Here is an 18916-nt window from a genome sequence, read left to right as displayed (position 1 = left end):
GATATCACCAGCCAAGTGCATCCAGAACCTGATTGCAGATTTCCTGATCATCGTCTGGGGACTCTCGTTTGATGGCTCCCTGGTCAGCCATCTCCTCGAGGAGATCATGAGCCCAGTCCGCCTGTTTCGGGGACATCTCACCGTCGTTTGATCGCACCATCCCCATCTGGTAAAGGAACTTCCGTGCCTTCCCGGATAGCAATTCGTACTGCTTCGCCTTGGTCGAGAGATGGAAGAACACTTCACCCGGGAGCTCAGAGACTTGCTGCTCTGGTGTCGGTCCACGAACCTCGAGGACCGCGGTCTTCACCACGGAATGAGGCGACTCATCTTCTGACATCTCCTCGAGAGCATCCAATCCAGCCTCGATTTCGCCCACCGAAGCTCCCGCGAAGGTGAACCAAGTCGTCTTCGGTGGGACATCCTCTGCGAGGAGTTCTAGTGCCTCATCTTCCATCGTGGCTAGATTGAGCACAGCAGCCAGTTCGCCGGAACTAGTATCTAACAGCTTCGCAGCCGATTCGATACCAAATTCACTCTCGTAGTATGCTCTCGAAACCGATTGGACCCACTCGTCGAACGGTTCACGCGAAGAGTCCCAGGCATCGACAAGATTCAGCATGGAAGACCCCTCCTCGGCTTCTTGCCCTCTTGTCTCATCAGGTATATCGAAATTATCGTTCTCGCTCATCCTTCACTCACCCATCGTCCTGAAGAGCCACCGGTTACGGATACGACGTGCATCGGCGGGGTCGTACGCCATCTCATCGGTCAGGAATGCGGCGACACAGTCTGCCAAGGCTAACGTTCCCAGCATCTCGTGATCGGATGATTCACTCAGTAGTCGGGAACCAGTGTTGAGTATCGCCTGAAGTTCATCCGTCGAGTCATCATAGATGTAGTCCCATGGTAACTGCTCATCCGGTATCTCGGCCATCTCGTACGAGAGTTCGATTTCCTTTCCGTTCACCACGATGGTCTTGGCTTCGACCTGAATCTGTTCGTCATCTTCCCTGCTAGAACCCGCATCCTCATCGTCCACTCCACCATCTTCGTCCCCGGTGGATTCGTCGACATCTGAATCATCCTCGCCATCCGAGTTTTCTGCGACGTCTTCACTCGACCCCATCGCCTTCTGCAGTCCCCTTGCTGCCTTCCTGAACTTCTGAGGGTCTTTTCCCCGGCTCGCTTCCCGCGAAGCCTTGACGACCGGTTCGAGCACCCCTTCCATCTTCTTCGAGACCATCTTCCATTCATCAGATTGGTGCTCGAATCCACGCTTGTAGAAATTTGGGGGGACGAAATCAAGGTGAATCTCACCAATGATTCTGGACGTCATGAGGTGGACCTTGAACCATTCCTTGTTCCAGGCCTCGATGAGTTGTCCCTTCCGATAGAGGTTCAAACCGAAGTAATCATCATTGTGGGTTTGAGTATCTAGCGCGACCCATCCATAGATTCGGTGTTCCTCATCACCACAGGTGGTGTCAATCTCGACCTTGGACCCCTCGATGAAATCGTACTCAGGTGGCTGTGCCGGTTCACCGTTCACCTTGATTCGATCGCCAGACTCGATGTGACCCTTATATGCTCGTCCCAACTTGTCCAGCACCGGACCTGCCAATGGGTTGTAATCTCGTAGTTCCTTGATTACAATCGCGGTCCCGTGGTCCCGCCGCCCCAATACACCATCTTCATCCGGTTCCCGCTCCTCGATATCAATCGACCACTCGAAGTCGGGGTCACCAGCTCTATCCGACCATTCTTTGAGGTCGAATTCGATGAAGTACTCCTTATCCTCCTCGATTGGACGGGTCGTGACAGACCACCGTTGGCCCAGGCTCGCGCATGCCGTCTTCATTCCGAGCCCGAACATCCCCTTTCTGTCCTCGGATGAGCCATCCTCTTGGTCCATCTTGACTCCGAGGCGTACGGCTTGAGCAAGGACTTCGTCTGTCATTCCCTTCGCATCATCAAGGACTCTGATTTCCGAAGAATCGATGAAAATATCGATTTCGATATCCGATTCCTCTACCTTGGCGTCTATACTATTCGCGACAAGTTCGATGATGGCTTCAGCAACAGTGAAACTGGCCGCCCCGATGTCCTCCATCAATGTTGGGTCTGGACTAATAGATACTGTACGACGCTTAGGCATGTCATTCGATTTTTATCTCGGGCACATATAATTCTACCTTCCAATATCACACAGGTCGACTCGGTTCACGGACCGAATGACATCCTTCCTATCATGAAGAGCGGGGTTTTAGCCTTGGAACTTCCAACATTGTCCAATCATGGTCTTTGGATAGATGGTGAGCGAGCAGACCGGGAAGCCGATTGGGCCGCCCTGAACGACCCTCCCGAAGGCGAACCTCGTGCTGAGAAAACCTACGCGACGACGACTCCCCCACACCAGTTCAACATCGACACGCCGGGACTGACCAAGTGTTCACCATGAAGAAGCCTCACGACGAACTTGAGTGACTGTTCGGAGTCGGGAATTGTCGTGGGGATGGCCACGAGGTCGCCATTCGTCGCAGAATCTCTCGCAAATCACCTGAGGACGACACGCACCGCTCGAAGAATTTCGCCGTCCGAAGGAGTAGTCCTGGGAGGATTCGAACCTCCGTCGAAGCCCCCAGAAGGCTTCATGATTGGCCACTACACCACAGGACTTCACTCGAACGGAAGAGACTGGCTTACTAAATCCTGTCGTTTTCTCCTCCATCCGTCGGCGCATCGAGGTGCTCCTGACGGTGGCAGTTCGCACAGAGTATCTCGCACTTCTCGACCTCGTCTCGGACCGCCGATTCGGCATAGCTGTTCGCGATCATCGCCCCGACGCCGAGGGTCTTCTCCTCGACGTGGTGGAACTGGAGACAGCGCGGATCGTTTTCGTGGCAACGACTGCAGCCACGCTCCCGCTTGTACGCTCGGGTCCAGGCACGGAGGCGCTCCTCCTTCGTTCGTTGCTCTGCGGAGGGGTCGATTGCAGCAGTGTGTTCGCGAGCGTGGCAGTTCGCACAGAGGAGGACACACTTCTCGATTTCGGCGCGAATGTCGGCTTTCGAATACCCGGACGGCACCATCTTGTTCACGGCCATCTCCTTCTCGTGCTCCTCACGGTGGTGGAAGTCGAGGCAGAGGGGACTGGACACGTCACACCGATCACAGCCGTCACTCCCGCGTTTCATCTCGTGAATCCACCGACGGAGCGACGCACGGCGTTCGAGCGTCCGTTCGGTGTTCCACTCCCGATTCCGGTAGTGCCAGCGCTGGTCCACGGAGAGGGATTCCCAGGCTTCGTCGACGTCGTCGGGCAGATCGTCTGGCTTCGAGCCGACTCTCGTCCCGGACGAAGGATTCGTCTCCAGCCCGGCCGCCTCCTTCGCGTCGTTCCACCCGCCCATGGTTCGAATAATCGTCGCCGACGCGGGCCGGAGCCCCAGCTCTTCGTAGGCTGCTTTGGTCGGTGACTCTCCGAGCGTCGACGCTGCTTCACGCAGTGTTTCGATGCATTCTTTTTCGGTCGTCATCGGTCGTTCGTGCCGACGGATAAACTGGCCGTGGCCGCACGCGGTGATCCAGATGTGCTACAGAGACTCACACGTTCGAGGGTGTCGAAGTGGTCGTCGCCCGACCGCCTCCGTTAACGGAATGATAATCAGGGTGGACCACAAGGCACAGGGAGATGAGCACGGAACCGTTGACCGACAGTCTTCGAGAGACCCTCGAACTCTTCGACGGCCCAGAAGCGTGGACGCCCCGAACGACTAGCGAAGTCGCTGAACGTCTCGACCTGGGCAGACGAGCCACGTACGAGCGTCTCGAGCGTCTCGTCGATCGAGACTGTATTGAAACGAAGAAGGTCGGTGCTCGCGGTCGAGTCTGGTGGCGACCTCCGTCAACCGATGGGGGCGGCTACGACGACTCCGGACGCATGCTCTCGCGACTTGTCGACAACGTGCCGGGGATAGTGTACCGTCGCCGGAACGAGCCTGGCTGGTCGATGTCGTTCGTCAACGAGGCCGTCACCGATATCACGGGTTACGAACCGGATGAGGTGACGTCAGGTGAGGTTAGCTGGGGTACCGACATCGTTCACCCTGACGACCGGGACACGCTCCAGGAGGAGGTGGATACCCAACTCGACGAGGAGGGTCGGTTCACCGTGGAGTACCGCATCCAGGCCCCCGACGGAGAGATTCGCCGTGTTCGCGAACGCGGTTACGCGGTCGGCGAAGTGGGCGATACGAGCACTGTCTTGGAGGGTGTCATAACTGACATCACCGAGGCGGAGCAGGCGAAACGAGCGGCGATCGAACGGGAGCAGCAGTTCCGTTCGCTCGTCGAGGCGACCGAGAAGTGCGCAATCTTCATGCTCGACTCCGACGGGCACGTCCAGACCTGGAACAGAGGTGCGACACGGATCAAGGGCCACGAGTTCGAGGACATCGAGGGAGAGCACGTGTCGACGTTCTACACCGGCGAGGAACGTGCGGCCAACGTCCCCGAGGACCATCTCGCGACCGCCGCGGCCGAGGGCGTAGTCGAGGACGACGGGTGGCGCGTCCGGGCTGATGGCTCGACGTTCTGGGCGAACGTCACGATCACCGCTCTCTATGACGACCATGGAGACCTCCGGGGCTATGCAACGGTCGTCCGGGATATGACCGATCGCCGCGAGCACGAACAGCAACTCCGCCGCGAGCGGAATCTGATCGAGAGCGTTCTGGAGACAGCTCCCGTTGGTATTGGTGTACTCACGTCCGCTGGGGAACTCGTTCGTGCAAACGAACGTGCGACAGAAATCCTCGCTATCACCGATGACGAGAACAACCCCTCCGTGGCGGAGGAACGGCAGATATACGACCTCGACGGCAATCCGGTACCTCCAGCTGAACGGCCATATAGACAGGCGTTCGAGACCGGCGAAGCAGTGCTCGACTGGCAGTGTCAAATCCGGGGATCCGACGGCGAACGACGCTGGTTGTCGGTGAACGTCGCTCCGCTAGAAGGGGAGACAGGCGATATCGAGCGAGTCGTCACGGCCGGTGAGGATATCACCCAACTCAAAGAACAGGCCCGACGTCTCGAACGCCAGCGTGACGAACTCGAATCGGAACTCGAGGACGTGTTCGGCCGCATCTCCGACGGCTTCTACGGACTGGACGAGGCCCTCCGGTTCACCTACGTCAACGACCGTGCCGAGTCGCTCCTCGGGGTCGACGAGTCAGACGTGCTCGGGCAGGACGTTCACGAAGCAATCACCCTCACCGACCGTTTCGCTGCCGCGCTCCAGGAGGCCCTCGAGGGACAGGAACCGGTCTTCGTCGAGGACTACTACGGACCCCTGGATGCGTGGTTCGAGAACGCACTTTACCCCTCCGAGACGGGTCTGTCGGTCTACTTCCGTGACGTCACTGAGCGCAAGGAACGCGAGCGCGAACTCGAGCGGTACGAGACGATCGTCGAGACTGTCGACGACGGCATCTACGTCGTCGATCAGGACGGCTGCTTCACCGAGGTCAACGGGGCCTACGAATCGATGGTCGGGTTTACTCGCGAGGAACTCGTCGGCGACCACGTCTCGAAAGTCGTCGGCGAGGACGTCCTTCGGGAGGCACAGGGCCTCGAGGACGAGCTGGCGGCTAACCGGCGAGCGACGGCGTCCCTCGAAGCGGAGATCGGGACCGAAGACGGCGACTCACTGACTGGGGAGGCGACGTTCGCGCTGATGCCGACCGACGACGGGTACGAGCGCATCGGGGTCGTGCGCGACGTCACCGAGCGCAAGGAGCGTGAGCGCGAACTCGAACGCCAGCGCGAGCAACTGGTCGCACTCGACAACCTCAATGGGGTCGTCAGGAAAATCAACGAGGCGGTGATCGAGCAATCGACACGAGAAGAGATCGAGCAACTGGTCGTCGATGCGCTCGCAAACGCGGACTCCTACGAGTTCGCGTGGATCGGCGACATCGACCCCGTCACGGAGTCGGTCGAACTCAGATGTGAAGCCGGTGTGGAGGGGTACCTCGACGACGTGATCATCACCGTCGACTCTGACGATCCCCGGAGCGCGGGTCCCACCGGCCGGGCGCTCCAGACTGCTGAAATCCAGGTCTGCCAGAACGTTCGTACCGACCCGACGTACGAACCCTGGCACGACCACGCTCGTGAGCTGGGCTATCGGTCGTCTGCAGCGATTCCCATCGTTCACGAGGGCTCACTCTATGGCGTGCTCAACGTCTATGCTGCACGACCCGGTGGGTTCGCAACCGAGGAACGTGAGGTGATCGGCCAACTCGGCGAGATCGTCGGCCACGCGATCGCGTCAGTCGAGCGCAAGCAGGCGCTGATGAGCGACGAAGTCGTCGAGCTCGAGTTCCAGGTAACAGACATATTTGAGACGCTCGACCTGCCTGTCTCTGCGGACGGAACGGTTACACTCGACCGGACGATTCCGATCGGCGACGGATCGTACCTCGAGTACGGCACTGCCACGGGCGACGCAATGGCGACAGTCGAAGGGGTAGTCGACGCAGACTCGTTCCCCCACTGGGAGTCGGTGAACGTTCTCTGGACCGACGGTAACGAGACGCGCTTCGAGATCGAACTAACCGAGCCTCCCGTAATCTCGCTTGTGGCAGCCCGCGGCGGCTACGTCGACGAGGCGAGGCTCGAAGACGGCGACTTCTCCATGAAGATCCACCTTGCACCAAATACTGATGTCCGTCACGTCAGCGAGGCGATTCAGGAGTTGTACCCCGGACTCGAGCTGCTGACTCGGCGACAGAAACAGCGTTCTGGGGCATTAGCAATGCACCTCGAGCGAACGCTCGACGAGAAGTTCACGGATCGCCAGCGTACCGCAATCGAAACGGCGTACCGTGGGGGGTACTTCGAGTGGCCACGCGAGAGTTCCGGCGAGGAGGTAGCTGACTCCATTGGGGTCAGCTCGTCAACGTTCCATCAGCACCTCCGAAAAGCCCAGAACAAACTCCTCACAACCGTTTTTGACGAACAGAGCTAGAAAGCACCGACAAACCTGTCCACGGCACGTACCGACTTGCTTAGTCACAGCAAACGCGTCGAGAACTCCATCGATGGGCACGACGCTTCGAGGTATCGTCGCGACCGTCGTCGGCGGCGTGAGCTACCATCCGGTCAGCGGTCTCCGACTCGGTGTCCGCATTGTGGTTCACTTCACGCCAACTGTTGCCGCTATATCTCGAAGCAATCGTTGGTGTTTCGAAAGCTAATATCCAGTACTCACAACGGATTGTGTGGATTTATAACTATTAATTAACCCGAACCTGCCTATTTTGAGTCAATGTATTTCCAGATAGAATATCCACAGTCGGTCGATGGTCGACGAAGAGAACAACCAGACGGCAGGCGGACTGCAAACGAAACGACGGACGTTCATTCAGGGACTCGGCATGGTGTCGATGTCGGACTTCCTGCTGAACGAGGTAAGTGCGGCCGAGACCGAAGTAAGTGCGACCGAGCAGGACAGCATTAGCAGCACCAGCACCACCGGAACGGACCGCACGTTCACCGTCCACGCGATCGAGGTAGACATCGTCTACAACCGGTTCGATCTGCACCAGCCCAACGGCGCGATGTACGTCCTCGAGGAGAATCTCGAGGAAGCCAGAGCAGCGTCCGGGAAGACACCCGACGACGGGTTCGCGATGATCGAGGAGGGTGGGTCCAGCAGCTCCGCTGCGGGCGCCATCGAGCCGCTCGTGATCCGTGCGAACAGGGGCGACACCGTCGAGATCGAGTTCCACAACCACCTCGACGAACCCGCCTCGATGCACCAGACCGGCCTGCCCTACGACGTGCAGACGTCGGACGGCATGTCGGTCGGCTACAACGCGGACACGACGGCGGCTCCCGGCGAAACGGTCACCTACACCTGGGAAGCGGCCAACATCGGGACGCACTTCTTCTACGACGGCGCCAACCAGGCGCTCGACAGCGCACCCGGCGACGTCGACCAGGTGAACCTCCTCTCGCGAGGGCTGTTCGGCGCGATCGTCGTCGAACCGCCGGGCGCGACCTGGACCGACCCCGAGACGGGCGAGGAACTCCGCAGCGGCGTCCGGGCGGATATTCAGGACCCCGACGCCCTGGAGACGAGTTACCGCGAGTTCGTCGTCTTCTACCACTCGCCGTCTGGCCTGTATCCCGACATCACCTGGCCACACAGCGACACGGAACAGCATCCACACGCGATCAACTACCGCTCCGATCCCAGCGGGCAGCGAGTCAACGACAACTGTCCGGACTGCAACACCGAGAAGACGTTCTATCACTCCTGGACCCACGGCGACCCGGGAGGGGGTGACAACATCTACGACGTGTACAAGGGCGACCCCGTCAAGTTCTGCTTCGTCGGCGCCTCCCAGGAGGAAAACCACACTCACCACATCCACAACAGCCGCTGGAAGCAGGTGCCGCGAACTGATGCCGACACGATCGACGCCCAGACGATCGGCCTCGGCGACGCCTTCCAGTCGTACTTCGTCGCGGGTCACGGCCCGGGGTCGGTCCGACCGGACATGACCTTCGAAGAGGCGTTCGAGAACGGCGGGGGTGGCTACATGCACGAGGGCGCCGGAGACGTGCTCTTCCACTGTCACATGTTCCCTCACTACGCCGAGGGGATGTGGGGGACCATGCGCGTCCACGACAAGGAGCGGGACTTCCTCCAGCCGCTGCCCAACTCCAGCGAACTCATCTCGGCGGACTCGAACACGCCCGGCTTCCCCGAGTTCATCGGCGATGCGATCGAGAAGGTAAACGGCGTCGACGATCCGAAGGGCTACATCGCGCCCGAACCGCCACTACAGTCGGTCGACGACCCGCGACAGCCGACCGCGGCCGAGAAGGAGGCGCTCGGCGACGACATCGAACCCGGCGCCCCCTACACGAGTCCGGTTCCCGACGGTGAAACGCCGAACCGGGTCATCGAGTACACCATCGTCGCCATGTCGGCCCAGGTCGCGTACAACGACTCGGGCGAACACGACCCCGACGGGATCGTCTACGTTCTGGAAGAGGCGAACGTCCCGGGCGTGACAGACGGCCCCGTGACGGTCAACAACGCAGAACAGGTTCGTAACGGTGACCTCAACCCCGAGCCGCTCTTCCTGCGGGCCAACGTCGGCGACCTGATCAAAGTCAGGCTGAAGAACGAGGTCGACGGCGCCGGGGCGTCCATCCACCCGCACTTCGTCGGGTTCGACGTGCTCGGGTCGGATTCGCTCGGGAACTGCTACAACTACTACCAGGGAACCGACTACGGCGAGACGCACGAGTACCAGTGGTACGCCGACGAACGTGGAACGATCTACTTCCACGACCACATCATCGCGCTGAAGGAAGGCCAGCACGGGATGTTCAACGCCCTGCTGGTCGAACCCGAGGGGTCGGAGTGGGTCGATCCCTACTCGGGCGACCCGGCGTTCAGCGGCGCCCAGGCGAACATCATCACGCCCGACGACTCCGACGAGGACGACTTCCGCGAGCAGGCGCTCTTCCTCCACGACTTCGTCCCCCTGCGAAAGCCCGACGGCGAGTTCGTCGTCCAGGAAGAAGAGCACAACGTCAACGCCGGGACGATGGCGGTCAACCTCCGGAACGCGCCCTACTACAACCGCGACGACGCGGATCCCGCGTACGTCCACAGTTCGCAAACTCACGGCGACCCGCCGACGCCCGTACTGGAGACCTACGAGGGCGACCCGATCAAGTTCCGCGTCCTCCAGGGCGCCTACGAGGAGCTGCACAACTTCGCCGTCCACGGCCTCCGGATGGACCCCGAGGGATTCGCCCCGGACGACTACGTCTCCCACATGATCGGTCCCTCGCAGGCGTTCACCTTCGACGTCGACCCCGAGACCCTGCAGAACGACTTCGACAAGGTGCCGAACCCCGACGGCGTGCCGGTGCGGGATTACCGGTACGGCTCGACCATCGTCGACGACCTCTGGGCGGGCATGTGGGGGCTCGTTCGGACCTGGGGCGGTACGGTCAGCCACCTGAGGCCCCTGCCGGATCACGGCTCCCCGGCCGCCGCGGTCACCGACGACCAGCTCGAGGCGATGGGCCATCCCTCGCAGTTCTCGGACTTCGACTGGACCGAGGAGGGGCAGTGGGCGAAACACTACTACCACCCGGACGACACCGACCGGAAGACCCCGCCGGACAAGAACGCCCGGCAGAACTCGAACGTCGGCGGCGAACCGGCGCAGACGCCCGACGACCTGCTCGATCCGGGACTCGACGACCTGGTCGACAGCTCCGACGTGAGGGTGCGGGAATACGACGTCACCGCAATCGAGACGGAGATTCCCTACAACGACCACGGCGACCACGACCCGAAGGGCGTCGTCTTCGTCCTCGACCGGTACGTCGACGAGGTCCGCAACGGTGACCGCGACCCACAACCGCTGACGCTGCACGCCAACGAGGGCGACGTCGTCAGGGTGAACCTCACCAACGACCTGCCCTGGGACCTGAACAACGACGACGAGCACCCGCTGATGCGCGTGCGCCAGGACTGGAAGCGATCACACCGGATCTCGCTGCACCCGAACCAGGTCCGCTACGACACGAACACGTCCGACGGCTCCGCGGTCGGCTTCAACTACGACACGACCGTCGGCCGAGGCGAGACGGTCACCTACGAGTGGTACGCCGACGGCGACCTGGGGACGGTTCTGTTGACCGACGCGGCGGACATCCGGAGCAACCGCCACCACGGCGCCTTCGGCCAGTTGATCGTCAAGGAGAGAGACTCGATCGCGCTCGACGCCGTGACCGCGGAGCCCACGCCCGACGCGTTCACGAATCTGGTCAAGACCCAGGGGACCGAAGCGGACTACCGCCAGACATCACTACTATTCGCCGACTCGCAGTTCATCCTGAACCGTCACAACCCGGACCAGCCCATCGTGCCGCCGGGCGAGGACGGCAGTCTCGACGATCCGCCGAACCAGCTCGGCGAGGACGAGGACCACGGCTACGGCGCTATCAACTACCGCTCGGAGCCGTTCCGGTACCGCTTCGATGACGACGACGCCCAGCACAGGGTGTTCAGCTCCGACGTCCACGGCGACCCGAACACGCCGATCCTCGAAGCGTTCGCGAACGACCCCTCGCGCTTCCGGGTCGCCTGCGTCGCGGACAAGGCGCGGTCGGTCACGTTCCACCTCGCGGGCCACCAGTGGCAGCGCTACCAGGGCGTCGCGGAGTCGCCGATCACCGGCGTCGACGCGGACCTCACACCTGGCAAGTCCGAGACGTTCGACCTCCTCGGGGGGACCGCAGCAAACCCGGGCGACTACCTCTACGCCGACGCCAAGCAGCGGCGCAGGCTCGAGTCGGGGATGTGGGGGATGGTCCGCGTCACTGACGGCAACGACGACGATGCGGCCGATCCGCAACCGCTCCCGGACCGAGCCGACGACGTGCCGCTCCGGGACCGTCCCGGATACACCGTCGTCGAGGGGTACGTCACCACCAACGCGGAACTCGACACCGTCGTCGGCGTCTCGGCCAGCGCCATCGGCGCCGTCGGCGCCGGGGGCGTCTACCTGTTCACCGACACGACCGCCGACCAGGTCACCGACCTCTCGAACGCCGACGCGCAGCTACTCAACCAGTACGCCAACGAGGGCGCTGGAGCCGACGTCTCGCTGGTCAACGAGTCGACCCTGGCGATGTCCGACCTCGTCGTCCACACCGAGACCGACGTCAACATCGTCCTCGAGGGGACCGTCCTGGCGGACCTCCTCGAGCAGGAACCCGACTCCGAGCTCGCCGCGTTCGTCCGTTCGACGACCAACTCCCGGGCTAACAGGATCGCACCGCTGAGCGGTATCGGGAAACGGACCACGAAGACCCTGGCGCAGATCGTCGACGACCTGGGTGGCAGCCTGCTGTAACGGCCTCGACCGGCTCTCATCTCTTCGTTTCGCGGTTCAGGGGTGCATCCCAACACGGTCGTCATCGGTCGGTCGTGCCGACGGATAAACTGGCCTGCGCCAGAAGCTGGAAACGATTGGTGGCAAGCGAGGAGCCACCGGAGACAGTTCGCGGACTGGTCGAACGGACGACGTGGTTCACACCGACGAGGGGGAACCGACGGTACCACAGCGAACCCGGATCTTCATAATCGGTTTCAGTACTGCAGTTTCGGTGGTTCGGACGGACGCATCACGGCCAACCAGGGAACCGTGTCTAGCACCGAAGAACCACACGAGAGAGTCGACTGCCGCGGCGTCCGAAGACGTAAACTCGGGTGGGGGCGGTGGACGAGGGTCGACACGACACCGGATTCATAATCGGCCAGAACGGCTCTCACCCGCCGAAACACGCCGAGAGGCGCGCTAGACGACTCTCGACCGATTCATAATCTGAAAATCCTCCGGTAGTAGCTGCAACCACCCCGCACAGACACCGATATAGGACCATCGACGAGGGTAGCACTGGCCAGGTGGTGGGACTCACTCGGTAGGCAGTTCGACGGCATTACGTCGAGTACGTTCTATTGCAGAGTAAAACGACTTATTACGCTCTATTACAAAGTACAACACATGCCGATCAGTATCGACGAGTTCAACGAGCGGTCGGACGAGAGCCTCCAGATCACTGCGGGAACACAGATGGACGAGGTCCTCACGTTCCTCGGGAGTAACTCGGAGCAGGCGTTCACGCAGACGGAGATCGCGGAGGTAACGGGAATCAAGCGTGGGAGCGTCGGTGCAGTGCTGTCGCGACTCGAAGATCGAGATGCCGTCGAGCATAAGGGTCGGTACTGGGCGATTGCAGAAGATGATCGAGTGGCAGCGTATCGAGCAGGGGCGGATGCAGGATCAGCATCGGTCACTGACGACTACTACGGCGAGGACATATAGATGGGAGTGGAGCGTGGAAGCGTCGTCAAAGGTCCAGACTTGGTCGGTCCTCACTCTGCTCGTCCGTGGCTCGTTCTCAGTGACCAAACACACCCATTCGACCAGAACGAGTGCTTGGCCGCGGCAGTGACGACGACCCAGCGTCCGGAGGCAATCGAACTCTCTGCTGAAGACTTCGTCCGTGGCGGAGTTCCCAGAAAGAGCTACGTTTCTCCGTGGGTGGTTGTGACGGTAAACTACCCCACCCTACTCCCTCGGCGCGACGCGCCTCGGTCCTCGAGGGTGGGGCCGCCGATAGAGCGCTGCTCTATCGAGGCCTCGAAAGGCTTCGCCTTTCGGTGGCTTTGGTGTGGACTCCCGGCGATCAGTCGCCAGCAATCGGCCGGTGACTCTCGCCGTTCACCGTCCCACCATTCATACGCACGTCTACTGGTGCGTCTCCGCCCCCCGACTTGGGCGAGGAACGGAGTCTGTGTCGGCGCTTCTGGGCGTACCGTAGCCCGATGTTCTTCGCGCCGTTGTAATCCGCGTTCACCTCGTACCCGCACTTCTGGCACTCGAAGTGTTCCCCGTGACGGTTGTCCTCGTGCGTGGACCCACAGTCCGTCCGAGAACAGCGCTGGGACGTGTAGTTCGGCTCGACTTGCTCCACGGAGACACCACGTTCGGGGCCTTTGTACGAGACGTACTCGTAGAGGCGTCGGAACGCCCAGACGTGATGCCACGTCGCGTTCGGTAGCCGCTCTCGAATGTCGGTCAAGTCCTCGAACACGATACCGTCGCAGTCGTGCTCGACGGCTTCCGAAACGAGTTCGTTAGCGACGGTGTGGATGTACTGTTTCCGCCACGCGTCTTCGCGCTTGCCGAGCCGAAGCAGGGCGTTGTGGGCGGCCTGGGTGCCGCGCTGTTGCATCTCACCACGTCGCTTCTCGAACTCACGACACCAGTGGTCGTAGTCGTCCCCCTGCCAGAAGCGCCCGGTGGAGGAGACGGCGAGACTGTTGACGCCGAGGTCGATACCGAGGACTGTTTGGTGCCCGGTATCTGCCGAACCCTCTGGGTGGTCACCGCCGTCTCCTTCGGAGTCGTCCTTCCGTGTGGTGATGTGGAAGTAGAACTCGTCGTCCACTGCGTCGTACTGGAGCGTACTCGCCCGGAACTCGAACTCCTCGGATAGCACGTACCGTTCGTAGGGCGTCGGGCTGTCCGATGGGAGTTCGAAGTCACACTCGACGCGACCGTTGACAGTCGAGAGCGAGACTTCGTTCCGATAGAACGTGGCACTCCGTTTGTCGTAGAGCATACTCCAGGACGTGAACTCCGGTTGACTCACGCGCTTGCCGTTCTTCCACCGTTCGACGCACCCTTTGGTTGCGTGCACAGCGCGTCGGATGGCTTCCTGGACGAGGTTCGCGGTGAGGTTGGTTTCCTCGCGGAGGTCGTCGTACAGTGCGTCCCGTGCGGTCGTGTTGGATGTGACGCACTCGGTGTACGAGTCGTCGGACCAACAGAACTCTGCGGCACGGTTGGCGCAGTGAAGGAACTGCTGGGCAGATTCGTGGAGGTCGTCGCGGCGCTCGTCGGGAACGACGAGTTTGACGGGGGCGGTACGCCGGACCTCCATATTTTCATATGTGTTCTCGATGATTATTAAACATTCGGGAGTCGGGCCGTCGCAGTGTGCCGGTTGTGTCGTCCCATGTCGGGTTCCTCTCCGGCCTACTCGCTCCCTTCACTACGCTTCGGTCGCTCCGTGAGGCCGGAGGCTCCACCTCGAAAAATGCTGAAAACCGGCGAGACGCTCTTAAACCCTGTCTCTGGCCTTCGATGGGGCAAACCCCGATTATGAACCCGCTGTTCTCTCCCCAAACCAGCACCACAGGTCTGGTCGCCAGGATCTCGACCAGTCCGAGCGAGTGTAGTCCGGTCATCGTGACGGATACACGACCAATCTTCCACAACCGACGAGATCCAGTTTGGCCGCACGAGCGCGCTCCACGACACCGCTCGCGCGAGCTGTGCGGTTCCACAATCGGTGAAACCACCCGCAAGAGCGGCTGTGGACGAGTGTGAAGACCGATTGTGGACCCGAGAGGGAGCGACAAGCTGCGGAGCGACGAACTCGCGATTCGGCCGAAATACGCACAGAGAACATTCACAGGGGGCTAATCGAGGAGAGGAGCCTCTCGACGATTCCCGCTTGCCTGGGAATCGAGTCGACCCACCAATGTTCCACAATCGGCTCCCGTCGTGTGGTTTTGTTCTGCAGGACGTTCGCTGGTCGGCTTGCAGGTCGCACCGACGTCGGCCGAACGGTCGAAACCGGACGGGAGACACGTTCACGACGCAGTTCGGCACTCGAGGACTCGGCCCGATTCCGGGTTCGTTTGGCTTCCACAATCGGATACACACTCGGGTTACAGCCGTTCTTGCGGGTGATTTCACCGATTGTGGAACGACAGAGAAGGGTCGAGCGACTCGATGCGCCGCTGACGTGGCTTCGATGGGGTGAAATCTGAGTGTGGAACGGTGGGCTGAGGACTGCACGCTGAAACCTCCAGCTGGTGATCGGTATCTGAGCCTGTGCTGCATAGAGCGAGCGTAGTCAGCATGTGTCGGACGTCGCCTGGTGAAGACCCGCCAGAGCTCTGCTCCGGGCGCCTGATGGTGATCCGACTCAGCGTCGACGATCCAAGAGGTAGCCTGCTGCAATCGAGAGGCCGCCTACTGTACCGGCTCCGGCGAGGAGGCCAGGAACACCGACGTCCAGTACCCCGTCGTCGGAGCGCGGAGAACCGTCGCCATCTACATCTAATGCGTACAGGTTGTTGTCAAAACTCCCGACGAAGACGGTGCCGTCGGCCACCGTCGGCGACGAGTAGAGCAATTCGTCGGCTTCGAAGTGCCACCGTTCGTCGCCGGTTCCGGCGTCCAATGCGTACAGGTTCGTATCGAGACTTCCAACGAAGACGGGGCCATCGGCGGGGTAGATACCGACCACGTCCCGTGCCGAACGTCGCTGGTCGTACCGAATCCGTTCTCTGTATGCAGCACGCTGTTTCTCACATACCTTCCGCAGGTGATTTGAAGCGTGCAAGATACGCGGCGCGAGTCGCGTACGACGCTCCACCCTCCATCAGATCCTGTACACTACCCCGTCGTTCCCATAGGTTCATGCTGCTCAAACGCGTATAGTGGGTAGTCCTCGTCGTCGTCGACGAAGCTGGTGACAGTCATGTCCGGTAGAGAACACGGATCAGATGGATGGCAGTTAGCCGACAGTGGCCCCGAAGCATACGAACGCTACCTGGTTCCAGCACTCTTCGCCCCCTGGGCTGATCTCCTCGTCGAGTATGCGGATCTACATCCCGGCGAACGCGTGTTGGACGTCGGGTGTGGGACCGGTATCGTGGCGCGGCGCGCAGCGTCGCAGGTCCGTGATGACGGTGTCGTAGTCGGACTCGACATCAACGAAGCGATGCTCGACGTAGCCAGAGAAACTTCGAGTGAGGTTCGACCGGCAATCGAGTGGCGTCTAGGGGATGCGACCGACGTACCGTTCGGCGACGAATCGTTCGATGTCGTGTTCTGTCAACAGGCGTTACAGTTCGTCCCCGACCCCGCGGCCGCTCTACGTGAGATGCATCGAGTCCTCTCGCCGGGTGGACGACTGGTCGTGGGCGTCTTGCGCTCACTCGAGTTCAATCACCCGTACGTCGTGCTGGCGGATGCGCTCGCAACGCACGTGAGTGAAGAGGCGGCTGAAACGATGCGATCGCCCTTCCCGGACTGGGGTGCTACTGCGATTCGCGCGCTCATCGAAGACGCTGACTTTCGAGCGGTGACGATTCTGATCGACATTCGAAGCCTGCGGTATCCCTCGGCCGAGGAGTTTCTCCGACGTGAGGCTGCGAGTTCGCCGCTGGCCGGCCACCTGGCTGAAGCGACCTCGAGCGTCCGAAGTGCAATAATCGAGGACCTCGAAACGGAACTCGAGGAGTACACAGATGATCGTGGAATCGTTTTCCCGATCGAGACCTACGTAGCGATAGCCCGTCGTGAGCCGAGAGAAACCGCGCCTCGCTGAAATCCAGCACCCTCACGTCGAGGAAAGGGGTCGACTTCCTTCCTGCTGTTACCCTCTTTGTGATGGATTCATCCTCCGAGTCGGTCACCGCATTCCTGACCGGACCCGAGTCGTTCGGACGCCCCGTGTCGAACTTACAGTACGAATGCAGTGGGGTCCCGCTTCGATTCGAGAGTGGCAGGGTCCGCCCAGTACAGTCCTGTCTGCCTCGGCGATCGTGAACCGCCTCGGGGTCAAGTGGTTCGAGAGACCGTAGGTCTCTCGTCATCACGGAAGATCGAAGATCTTCCGCACGACCCCGAGGCACTCGGCCTGCTCCGCCTGTAGAGTAGCGTGTCCCATTGTTCGACGAGTGGTACTGTTTTTTAAAGAAAATGAACAGAAAAGTCACCGGATGAGAATACGACGCCGGGTTCATACTCGGCCAGAACGGCACTCAGCCGCCGAAAAGCACCGGTAACACAAAACCGCGTAGTGGACGCTCGTTTCCATCCTACTCTTCTTCTTCCTCGACGGAGATCACGGGGCAATTGACGGCCGCCCCCAGCGCCCGGATGTTCCCGAGGAGCGTGTTGATGGGCCCCTCCTCGGCGAAGCTGCTGATGTCGCCGTCGAGCACCAGGTCGATGATCTCCTCGTGGTCCTCCAGGATAGTCCGGTCCGCCTCGTCGACTTCCCACTGCAGTGGATGGAGGTCCCAGAGCGGACTGTAGAAGAGCGAACAGTCTGTCGGGTCGCTCGGGTCTGCACAGACCTGCTCGGACCGGGTGATGTTGTGGGGCCCGCCGTTGCCTTGAAGAGCCGACTGCAACCCCTGCCCCGGCGGGCCGTTCACGACCGGGAAGATGGCCTCGCGCGCGGAGCTCTCGAGGTCGCGGTCCCCCACAGCTGGTGCCTCGCTCAGGTTCGGTACCAGCGTGCCGCCCTCGAGCGCGGCCACCAGGCCGGGGTACGCGTCGGTGGTCAGGTAGAAGATCTCCCGGAACTCGTAGAAGCCCTGCACGAGCCGGAGGGTCACCGTCATCTCGTCGGTGTCCATCTCGAGGAGCTGGTCGTGCTCTCCGGTGCCGTTCGCCACGTGAGGAGCGTTGTAGACGACCTCTTCGTCCGACGTCGTGATGAACGGGCTGTAGGTGCCGTCACCCTCGGCGCCCGGGTCGGCCTCGTCGGGCGGGAAGCCGGTGTCCGGGTTGGGGACGACGTTGCGGGTCAGCGAGAAGTCGACCGTTCCCTCGAACTCGTTGTTGGGGTTGTTGGGGTTGAACTCGCCGGAGCTCCCGGTCGACACCTGCTGGACGGCGTCAGTTCCGATGACGTGCTTGAGTTTCGCGGCCCAGTTGAGACCGAACTGGTTCGCCTTGCCGATGTCGGAGGACTCCGTGAGGACGTAGTAGACGACCTCGTCGTCTGGCCCACGGCCGCGGAAGAGTGGGAGCGTGACCTCGAGAGCGTCCTCGTCAATCTCGATCGCACTCGGCAGTTCAGTGGGGATACCGGACTGGTGCCCGGGCGTCGCGTGTGCGGCGACGGGGCGACTCCCACCCAGCATGCCGAGGGCGGCGAGCCCGGTTCCAGCACCGATCGCTCCGAGAACCGTTCGGCGGTTCGTCCCCTCGAAGCGCTGTCTGGCTGTGTCGTTGCTTCTCGATTGGTCGACTGGTCCTTGTTCCGTCATTGTCATTCCGGCACTCGTTGAATCGGTCACCTCGATCGAAGGATACGACCCGCGTGACAGAAACCCGGGTACCTTGTGTGGGGATGTCTTACAGTCGCTTTGTTATTAACGAGTTACAGGTTCTGCGATCGGACCGTCTTCTACTAAGGCAACCGTACCGCTCGTGTCAGTCTTCCTGAACACCGGCCGTTAGGGTGGCGGCCTCTTTCGATAACGAGT

10 protein-coding genes and 1 tRNA gene are annotated in these 18916 nt (G+C 61.2%); 4 read left to right on the top strand and 7 right to left on the bottom strand.

Annotation, left to right across the window (positions count from 1 at the left end):
* Nucleotides 1-4 precede the first annotated feature (4 nt).
* The 4 genes from ACSC1W_RS16440 to ACSC1W_RS16425 all read right to left on the bottom strand — a co-directional run bounded on the left by ACSC1W_RS16440 (nucleotide 5) and on the right by ACSC1W_RS16425 (nucleotide 3539).
* The gene (locus tag ACSC1W_RS16440; RefSeq protein WP_435348678.1) at nucleotides 5-691 is read right to left on the bottom strand and encodes a hypothetical protein; all 687 of its coding nucleotides are present in this window, start codon (nucleotides 689-691) and stop codon (nucleotides 5-7) included.
* A gap of 3 nt (nucleotides 692-694) precedes the next feature.
* Complete coding sequence (locus ACSC1W_RS16435) at nucleotides 695-2113, bottom strand: ATP-binding protein (protein ID WP_435348677.1); 1419 nt, start codon at nucleotides 2111-2113, stop codon at nucleotides 695-697.
* A gap of 493 nt (nucleotides 2114-2606) precedes the next feature.
* Nucleotides 2607-2679, bottom strand: a tRNA-Gln gene (locus ACSC1W_RS16430).
* Between the two features lie 26 nt (nucleotides 2680-2705).
* A complete protein-coding gene (locus ACSC1W_RS16425) occupies nucleotides 2706-3539 on the bottom strand; it encodes a homing endonuclease associated repeat-containing protein (RefSeq protein ID WP_435348676.1) in 834 nt (277 codons plus the stop codon).
* A 155-nt stretch (nucleotides 3540-3694) separates the two neighbouring features.
* Here ACSC1W_RS16425 and ACSC1W_RS16420 point away from each other — a divergent pair, with 155 nt between their 5' ends.
* The 3 genes from ACSC1W_RS16420 to ACSC1W_RS16410 all read left to right on the top strand — a co-directional run bounded on the left by ACSC1W_RS16420 (nucleotide 3695) and on the right by ACSC1W_RS16410 (nucleotide 12935).
* Nucleotides 3695-7036: a PAS domain S-box protein gene (locus ACSC1W_RS16420; RefSeq protein WP_435348675.1), complete on the top strand. Its 3342-nt coding sequence runs from the start codon at nucleotides 3695-3697 to the stop codon at nucleotides 7034-7036.
* Nucleotides 7037-7370: 334 nt separating this feature from the next.
* Entirely contained in the window at nucleotides 7371-11963 is a 4593-nt protein-coding gene (locus ACSC1W_RS16415; protein ID WP_435348673.1) for a multicopper oxidase domain-containing protein, read from the top strand.
* 651 nt (nucleotides 11964-12614) lie between these two features.
* On the top strand, nucleotides 12615-12935 hold the full coding sequence (locus ACSC1W_RS16410; RefSeq protein ID WP_435348671.1) for a MarR family transcriptional regulator: 321 nt from the start codon (nucleotides 12615-12617) through the stop codon (nucleotides 12933-12935).
* Between the two features lie 364 nt (nucleotides 12936-13299).
* On the opposite strand, the gene ACSC1W_RS16405 is transcribed toward ACSC1W_RS16410, so the two are convergent.
* Both ACSC1W_RS16405 and ACSC1W_RS16400 read right to left on the bottom strand, forming a co-directional pair.
* Entirely contained in the window at nucleotides 13300-14559 is a 1260-nt protein-coding gene (locus ACSC1W_RS16405; protein WP_435348670.1) for an RNA-guided endonuclease InsQ/TnpB family protein, read from the bottom strand.
* A gap of 1053 nt (nucleotides 14560-15612) precedes the next feature.
* Nucleotides 15613-15936, bottom strand: coding sequence for an outer membrane protein assembly factor BamB family protein (locus ACSC1W_RS16400; RefSeq protein WP_435348669.1), 324 nt, complete (start codon nucleotides 15934-15936; stop codon nucleotides 15613-15615).
* 234 nt (nucleotides 15937-16170) lie between these two features.
* Between ACSC1W_RS16400 and ACSC1W_RS16395 the strand changes: the two genes are divergently transcribed.
* The gene (locus ACSC1W_RS16395) at nucleotides 16171-17022 is read left to right on the top strand and encodes a class I SAM-dependent methyltransferase (RefSeq protein WP_435348704.1); all 852 of its coding nucleotides are present in this window, start codon (nucleotides 16171-16173) and stop codon (nucleotides 17020-17022) included.
* A 493-nt stretch (nucleotides 17023-17515) separates the two neighbouring features.
* Here the strand turns inward: ACSC1W_RS16395 and ACSC1W_RS16390 are convergent, their stop codons facing one another.
* The gene (locus ACSC1W_RS16390; RefSeq protein WP_435348668.1) at nucleotides 17516-18697 is read right to left on the bottom strand and encodes a DUF7482 domain-containing protein; all 1182 of its coding nucleotides are present in this window, start codon (nucleotides 18695-18697) and stop codon (nucleotides 17516-17518) included.
* Nucleotides 18698-18916: the final 219 nt, after the last annotated feature.

The sequence above is a fragment of the Haloarchaeobius marinus genome (assembly GCF_051207415.1).
Lineage (GTDB): Archaea > Halobacteriota > Halobacteria > Halobacteriales > Natrialbaceae > Haloarchaeobius.
The sequence above is the reverse complement of the archived record's forward strand: the minus strand, read 5'-3'. Positions and strand labels throughout refer to the sequence as shown.